The sequence below is a fragment of the Phenylobacterium sp. genome, from assembly GCF_046590535.1.
Taxonomy (GTDB): domain Bacteria; phylum Pseudomonadota; class Alphaproteobacteria; order Caulobacterales; family Caulobacteraceae; genus Phenylobacterium.
This window is the reverse complement of record NZ_JBKJTG010000177.1, coordinates 1-7943: the sequence shown is the minus strand read 5'-3', so window position 1 is coordinate 7943 and position 7943 is coordinate 1. Positions and strand designations below refer to the sequence as shown.

The window sequence follows — 7943 nt, the reverse complement described above, 5'->3', positions numbered from 1 at the left end:
GCGGGCAGCGGCGCGCCCAGCGAGACCTGGCCGTCCGGCGCCTCGGCCAGCGCCTTTCCGACGGCGGCTTCGGGCGCGGTGGACGCCGGCGGGGCGCCTGCGGTCATCGCCCGCTGGGCGACGTTCCACACGACGATGGCGATGACGATGATGATCGCGGCGACGACGAACGCCACCATCCGCGGATCGCGCTCGTCGCGCACGCCGACCGGTTCGCGCAGAGGTTCGTCCAGAACCGGTTCGTCGGCCTTGAACCGCGCCACCGCGGCGTCGCCGTCGAGGCCCAGCGCCTGGGCATAGGCGCGGACGTAGCCGATGGTGAAGGGGCGCGAGGGCAGGGTCTCCAGCCGCATGTCCTCGATGGCGCAGAGATAGGCGCGGCGCACCCGGGTGGTCTCGGCGACGTCTTCGACGGTGAGGCCCTGGTGCTCTCGCACGGCGCGCAGGGCGTCGCCGATGCTGGCGCCGGTGTTGAGGCTCGGAGCTGCGGCGTCGGTCAGGTCAGGGCCGGCGCCGTCGACGGCGTCCTCCTGCAATTCGGTGATGCGACCTGTATCGAGCGGCATGGCCACTCTCGCCCTCGACCTTGGGCCGCGATCAGTCATCGCGGCCGCGCCCAACCTGAAGCCCAGCGTTGAAAGGCGAGTAACACGCGCTCCGGTGGCATTCAATGCGGTGTTCGGTCACGTCGCCCCCGCAAACCCTTATATCGCCAAGGAGATTTTGCGCGCCAAGGTTTCAATTTCGTTGCGGACCGATCCGGCGCCGGACTTCAACAACGCCGATACGCCGCGCCGGGCCGCCTCCCGGTCGCAGGACAGCACCATCTGCTTGACCGGGCCGACGCCGGCCGGCGGCATCGACAGGCGCTCGAAGCCCAGGGCCACCAGGGCGAAGGCCTCCAGGGGCCGGCCGGCCATCTCGCCGCAGACGCTGACCGGGGTGCCGGTTTCGGCGCAGGCCCGCTGGATGGCCTCCAGAGCCCGCAAGGCCGGCGGCGACAGGGGGTCATAGCGCTCCGACACCCGCGGATTGCCGCGGTCGGCGGCGAACATGTACTGCATCAGGTCGTTGGTCCCGACACTGACGAAGTCGGTCATCGCCAGCAGGGCGTCCAGGTGCCAGACCAGGGACGGCGCCTCGATCATCGCGCCGACGTCGAGCCGCGAAGGCGCCATTCGGCCCCGCCGCTGGGCCCAGGCCACCTCCACGTCCACCAGGGCGCGGGCGGCGCGGAACTCGTCCACATTGGCCACCAGGGGGAACATGATGCGCAGCTCCCGCCCGCGGGCCGCGGCGATCAGAGCGCGAAGCTGCAGACGCAGCAGGGCCGGGCGGTCGAGGCCCATGCGGATGGCGCGCCAGCCCAGGGCCGGATTGTCCTCCCGCTCGGCCTCCAGGTAGGGCAGCACCTTGTCCCCCCCAAGGTCGAGGGTGCGGAAGGTCACCGGCAGGCCACCAGCGGCGTCCATGACCCGGGAGTAGAGCGCCGTCTGGGCGTTGAAGCGCGGCATCTCCTCGGCGACCATGAACTGGAACTCGGTGCGGAACAGGCCGATGCCCTCCGCCCCGGTCTCCACCAGGATGTCGAGGTCCACGTCGAGGCCGGCGTTCATCAGGAGCGTGATCTTGGCGCCGTCGCGGGTGAAGGCCGGGGTGTCGCGCAGCTTGGCGAACTCAGCGCGGCGCTGGGCGCGCACGTCGATGCGGGCCTGGATGGCCTTCACCACGTCGGCGCGCGGGCGCAGGTAGGCCTCGCCGGTCTCGGCGTCGACGACCACCGGATCGCCTTCGGAGACCCGGTCGCGCAGGCCGGCCAGGCGTCCGACGCAGGGAATGTCCAGCGCCCGGGCGATGATGGCGGCGTGACTGGCGGCGGACCCTTCCTCAAGCAGCAGGCCGCGCAGGCGGGTGCGGTCGTACTCCAGGAGGTCGGCGGGCCCCAGGTTGCGGGCGATCAGGATGGCGTTCTCGGGCAGCTCCCGCGCCACGTGGCCCTCGCCCGAGAGATGCCTCAGCAGCCGGTCGTTGAGATCCTCCAGGTCGTGCAGGCGTTCGCGCAGGTAGGGATCGCGGGCCTGGCCCAGCCGGGCGCGGTGCTCGGAGCGCACCCGCTCCACGGCCGCCTCGGCGGTGAGGCCGTTCCTGACCGCGTCCTGGAGGCTGCGGTTCCAGCCCCGGTCGTGGGCGAACATGCGATAGGTCTCGAGCACCTCATAGGAGGCCTCGACCAGGCCGTGCTGGCCCTCCAGCATGGTGTCGATCTGGGCCTGCAGGCTGTCGACCGCGGCCTTCAGCCGGGCTTCCTCGGCGACCACGTCGTCGGAGAGCAGTTGCGACGGCGCCACCGGCGGCTCGTGCAGCACGGCCACCCCGTAGGCCAGGCCGTCGCCGAACTTGGAGCCCTTCAGCCGCTCGGGCTTGTGCGGCGTGAGCTCGACGCCCTTCAGCTCGTCCCCGCCGATCAGCTCGCCGCCGGCCACCATCTCTGCCAGGACCATGGCGACGATCTGCAGGTCCTCGACCTCGTCGTCGGTATAGACCCGGGCCGTGCGGTTCTGGACCACCAGCACCCCGATGGCGCGGCCGCCGCGCAGCAGCGGCACGCCCAGGAAGGCGTGATAGGGGTCTTCGCCGGTCTCCGGCCGGTAGGAGAAGGCCGGGTGCTCCGGCGCGTCGGCCAGGTTCAACGGCCGGCCGAGCTTCATGATCTCGCCCACCAGGCCCTCGCCGGGTTTCATGCGGGTGACGTGGACCGCCTTGGCGTCCAGGCCCTCGGTGGCGAACAGCTCCATCTCTTCGGCGGCGCGGCGCATGTAGAGCGAGCACACCTCGGCCACCATGGAGCGCGCGATGATACGCACCACCATGTCGAGGCGCACCTGGGCGGGGCCGCCGCCGGCGAGCGCCTCGCGGATCTGCCGAAGCAGGCTCCGCTGACCTCTGATTGCAACTCCTGGCGCCGCCATCTTCGGGCGATGTCCTCCCTGTCCCTGGCCGCTCCCTACCAGCATTACGTGTCCGAATGGATACGGAAAGACCCCGCCGCGGCCAACCTGGGCCGATGCCTGGGAAACGGGCAGGGTTCACGCGCGCTTGAGCTTTGCCGCGGACCGACCCATCCTGGGAGCAACGAGAACGTATGTTGTCCGGGGGGATGCTGATGATCCGCAAATGGCTGCCGTTCGCGCTGGCGTGGGCGCTGATCCTGATGGGCGCCGGGCTGGCGCACCTGATCCAGACTTCGGGCGGGGTGAAGGTCACCGAGGTCAGGATGCCCGCCGGGCAGGGCCTGACCGTCAGCGGCCTACTCTATGTTCCGTCAACGGCCACCGCGCAGCGGCCGGCCCCGGCGGTGCTGGCCAGTCACGGTTATATCAATACCCGCGAGATGCAGTCGGCCTTCGCCATCGAACTGGCCCGGCGCGGTTTCGTGGTCCTGGCCATGGACATGACCGGCCACGGATATTCCGGAGGCATCGTCGGCACGGCCGACTTCGGCGGCCCAGCGGCGCTGCGCTACCTGCAGTCCTTGGCGGTGGTCGACAAGGCTTCCATCGGGCTTGAGGGTCACTCCCTGGGGGGCGGACCGATCCTGGCTGCGGCGGCGTCGCAGCCGGACGGCTACCGCTCCATCGTGCTGGAGGGCTCGACGCCGGGTCTGCTGCCGGGCTCCAAGACGCCGGCGACGCCGCGCAACCTGGCGATCGTGTTCGGCCAGTACGACGAGTTCGCGAGCCTCATGTGGCAGGTCCCCAAGGGCTCCGACATCGCCAAGTCCAAGCGGCTGATGGCGCTGTTCGGCACAGCCGAGCCGGTGGTGGAGGGGCGTATCTATGGCCAGGTCGCCGACGGCTCGGCCCGGGTGCTCTACAATCCCGCCATCACCCATCCCTGGGAGCATTTCTCGAAGGGCGGGGTGGAGCCGGCGGTCTACTGGTTCCAGAAGACCCTGGCCGAGCCGGCGTCGCCGATGCTGCCTGGCGACCAGATCTGGATCTGGAAGGAAGTCGGCACGCTGATCGCCTTCGTGGGCCTGATCGGCCTGCTGCTGGCGAGCTTCGACCTGCTGCTGGGCGTGCCGGTGTTCGCGGCGCTCAACCGCCCGGCTGAGCCGACAGCCGAGCGGCGCGGCGGCAAGTGGTGGCTGGCCTTCATACTGACAGCGGCGGTCCCGGCGCTGACCTACTTCCCGCTGATGAAGGTCGGCCAGGTGTTCTTCCCGATGGCGCTGTTTCCCCAGTGGATCCAGAACCAGCTGCTGGTCTGGGCGCTGGTCAACGGGGTGATCACCCTGGGGCTGGGCTTTGTGCTGCGCGGCGCCAAGCCGGTGTTCACCAACCGCTGGGGATTGTCGGTGGGCATTGCGCTGGCCACCATCGCCGTGGGTTACCTGTCGCTGGTGCTGGTGGATGCGGTGTTCAAGGTGGACTACCGCTTCTGGGTGCTGGGGCTGAAGCCGCTCAGCGCCACGCGCGCGCTGATCGCCGTGCCCTATGTGCTCTTGTGGAGCGCCTTCTTCCTGGTGGCGCTGCGGGCGCTGAACGCCAACCTGGCGATCCGCGGCGAGGGCCTGCTGAGCCAGGTGGGCTGGGCCAAGGCGGCGATGGCGCTGGGCTTCCTGGTGCTGGTGGTGGTGGAGTACGCCGTGCTGCTCTCCACCGGATTCTTGGCGACGCCCAAGGAGCCGCTCAACACCATCGTGGCGATCCAGTTTGTGCCGCTGCTGGCGGTGGTCGGCGTCATCGGGGCCTACACCTACCGGCGGACCAACTCCTACGTTCCCGGCGCGCTGATCTGCGCCCTGCTGATCGGCTGGTACGTCACCTCCGGGACCGCCAACCACTGGGCGCCCGGCTTCGAGCCGCAGATTCCGGGGGCCTCGTCGCGCACGCGGTGATGCGCTAATCGCTGGCCGATGAGCGAGGCGGCGACGGGACAGAACAGCTGGGGCGACCTGCTGGCCGAGGGGCGGGCCCCGAAGTTCGCGCTGATCTGCCTGGGCGTCTGGCTGAACGCCGCCGACAGCCTGGTGACCGCCACCATCATGCCCAGCGTCGGCGCGGACCTGGGCGGCTACGCCTATTTCAGCTGGGCCACGGCGGGGTTCCTGGTGGGCGCGATCCTGGCCGGGGCCAGCGCCGGGCGGCTGTCGGAGCTGTTTGGCCTGAGGTCGGCCACGGCGCTGGCGGGGGTGATCATGGCCCTGGGCTGCGCAATGAGCGCGCTCGCGCCCGATGTGGCCACCTTCCTCGCTGGGCGGCTGGTCCAGGGCCTGGGCAGCGGCTGGATTTCCGGATTCTCGATGGTGGCCATCGCGATGCTGTTTCCCGAGCGGCACCTGGCGCGCGTGTTCGCCGCAGTGACGTTCATCTGGGGGATCGCCACCCTGGTGGGGCCGCTGTTCGGCGGCCTAGTGGTGGAGCGTGGCCACTGGCGCGACGTGTTCTGGCTGTTCGCAGCTCAGGCCGTGGTGTTCAGCGCGGCAGCCCCCATTCTGCTGGGCGGGGCGCGCCGGGGGCCGCGGGGGCCGGGCATCCCCTGGACCCAACTGGGCGTGCTGGGCGTGGCGGTTTCCGCCATCGCGGCGGCCGACCTCTTTGCGGCGCCGGCGATATCCATCGGCCTGGTGGCGGCGGGGTTCGCGATCCTGTGGCTGGCGGTGCGGATCGACGGGCGCGCGCGGGTGCGGCTGCTGCCGTACAGGGCCGGCGACCTGACCACGGTGTGCGGCGCGGGCTATTTCGCCATGTTCACGCTCACCGCGGCCTCCATGGGCTTTGCCATCTATGGCCCGGCGATCCTGCAGCAGCTGAGGGGGTTCTCACCGCTGTGGGCGGGCTACGCCATCGGCGCGGAATCGCTCGCCTGGACGGTGGCCGGGATCGCCGTGGCCAGCGTGACCGGGCCCTGGGACGCGCGGTGGATCCGCATCGGCGCGGTGATGCTGGTGGCCAGCCTGGTGATCCTCACTCTGACCATGGGCGATGGCCCGTTCGCCTGGGTGCTGGCAGGCGGCGCGCTGATGGGCGCGGCGTTTGGATTCTCCTGGGCCTTCATCAGCCGCCGGCTGCTGGCGGCGCTGAGCGAAGAGGACCGCGCCATCGGCTCGTCGGCGATCACCACCGTCAGGCAGGCCGGCGCGGCGGCCGGGGCGGCGATCTCCGGCGTTGCGGCCAACCTGGCGGGCTTTTCCGCCGGACTGACGCCGGAAAGTGCGCGGGCCTCGGCCGTCTGGGTGTTCGCCGCCGTGATCCCCCTGGCGGTGGCCGGCGCCTGGGCGGCCTGGCGGCTGACCGGGTCGGCGACGAAGGCCTAGCTCATAGCTGATCCAGGCCGTAGGCCGCGTGGAGGGCGCGCACCGCGAGCTCCGTATAGGCCGCGTCGATCAGCACGCTGATCTTGATCTCTGAGGTGGAGATCACCTGGATGTTGACGCCCTTCTCGGCCAGGGCGCCGAACATGGTCTTGGCGACGCCGGTGTGGCTGCGCATGCCCACCCCGATCACCGAGACCTTGGCCACGTCCTCGTTGACCGCCACGTCCTCGAAGCCGATCTGCGGCTGGGCGGCGCGGACGATTTCCACGGCGCGGGCGGCGTCACGCTTGCCCACCGTGAACTCCATATTGGCGGTGTCGGCGGTGCGGGCGTGGCTCTGGACGATCATGTCCACATTGACGTTGGCGTCGGCCAGCGCCCCGAAGATCACCGAGGACACGCCGGGGTGGTCGGGCAGACCGTACAGCGTGATCTTGGCCTCGTCGCGGCTATAGGCGACCCCGCTCACGATGCGCTTTTCCATGATCTCTTCCTCGTCGCACACGATGGTGCCTTGGCCGGGCGCTTCGCCGGGCTCGACAAAACTGGACAGCACCCGCACCGGCACGTTCTTGGCCATGGCGAGTTCGACGGAGCGGGTCTGCAGCACCTTGGCGCCCAGGGACGCCATCTCCAGCATTTCCTCGTACGAGATCCGCGCCAGTTTGCGGGCCTTGCTCTCGATCCGCGGGTCGGTGGTGTAGACGCCATCGACGTCGGTATAGATGTCGCAGCGGATGGCCTTCACGGCCGCCGCGATGGCCACGGCGCTGGTGTCGGAGCCGCCGCGGCCGAGGGTTGCGATGCGGCCGTCGCGGGTGACGCCCTGGAAGCCGGCGATCACCGCCACCTGGCCGGTGTCCATGGCCGCGATCAGGTTCTCCGGAGGCACGTCTTCGATGCGGGCGCGGCCGTGGGCGTCGTCGGCGATGATCGGGATCTGCCAACCCATCCAGGAGCGGGCCGGAATGCCCATGTTGCGCAGGGTCATGGCCAGCAGGCCGGCGGTCACCTGTTCGCCCGAGGCCACCACGACGTCGTACTCATCGTCGGAGGGAGGCAGGCCCTGGCCTGCTGCGCCGGAGCCGTCGGTCCAGGCCACCAGCTCGTTGGTCTTGCCGGACATGGCCGAGACCACCACGGCCACCTGATGGCCCGCGGCCACCTCGGCGGCCACCAGCCGACCCACGCGCCGGATGCGCTCCAGGTCAGCGACGGACGTACCGCCGAATTTCATCACCAGCCGGGACATGGGCGTGGTCACAAGCTCCTTGAGGGGAGAGGGAAGGGCCGCGTTCTAGCGACGCTGGAGCCCCGGGGCAACGCCGGGCTTCGCGCAGGCGCCGTTGACGGCTAGAAGGAGCCATGACCGTCGCCTCCAGCATCGACCCCGAAGACGTGGAACGCTTCTCGCGCATCGCCGCCGAATGGTGGGATCCGAAAGGCAAGTTCGCCCCCCTGCACAAGTTCAACCCGGTCCGCCTGGCCTTCATTCGCGAGCAGGCCCTGATCCGGTTCGGCCGCGACAGCCAGGCGCGCAAGCCCTTCGAGGGCCTGAAGCTGCTGGATATCGGTTGCGGCGGCGGCCTGCTCAGCGAGCCGATGACCCGCCTGGGCTTTTCCG

At 70.2% G+C, this 7943-nt stretch carries 5 protein-coding genes and 1 pseudogene; 3 read left to right on the top strand and 3 right to left on the bottom strand.

The genetic code is table 11. The annotated features are described in order from the left end of the window. Together ACLL81_RS10595 and ptsP are read right to left on the bottom strand one after the other, a co-directional pair. A partial coding sequence (locus ACLL81_RS10595; protein WP_411288310.1) for a helix-turn-helix domain-containing protein occupies positions 1–566 on the bottom strand: 566 nt, incomplete at its 3' end. A gap of 138 nt (positions 567–704) precedes the next feature. Then, the gene (gene ptsP, locus ACLL81_RS10590) at positions 705–2969 is read right to left on the bottom strand and encodes a phosphoenolpyruvate--protein phosphotransferase (protein ID WP_411288309.1); all 2265 of its coding nucleotides are present in this window, start codon (positions 2967–2969) and stop codon (positions 705–707) included. 194 nt (positions 2970–3163) lie between these two features. Between ptsP and ACLL81_RS10585 the strand changes: the two genes are divergently transcribed. Together ACLL81_RS10585 and ACLL81_RS10580 are read left to right on the top strand one after the other, a co-directional pair. Continuing rightward, positions 3164–4900, top strand: coding sequence for an alpha/beta hydrolase (locus tag ACLL81_RS10585; RefSeq protein ID WP_411288308.1), 1737 nt, complete (start codon positions 3164–3166; stop codon positions 4898–4900). An 18-nt stretch (positions 4901–4918) separates the two neighbouring features. Then, on the top strand, positions 4919–6319 hold the full coding sequence (locus ACLL81_RS10580; protein WP_411288307.1) for an MFS transporter: 1401 nt from the start codon (positions 4919–4921) through the stop codon (positions 6317–6319). Position 6320: 1 nt separating this feature from the next. Here ACLL81_RS10580 and ACLL81_RS10575 read toward each other — a convergent pair whose 3' ends face one another. After that, positions 6321–7571 (bottom strand): aspartate kinase, encoded by a 1251-nt coding sequence (locus ACLL81_RS10575; RefSeq protein ID WP_411288306.1) that lies wholly within the window; start codon positions 7569–7571, stop codon positions 6321–6323. Positions 7572–7684: 113 nt separating this feature from the next. Between ACLL81_RS10575 and ACLL81_RS10570 the strand changes: the two are divergent. Continuing rightward, positions 7685–7943 (top strand): annotated as a pseudogene (locus ACLL81_RS10570) (bifunctional 3-demethylubiquinol 3-O-methyltransferase/2-polyprenyl-6-hydroxyphenol methylase); the annotation flags it as partial.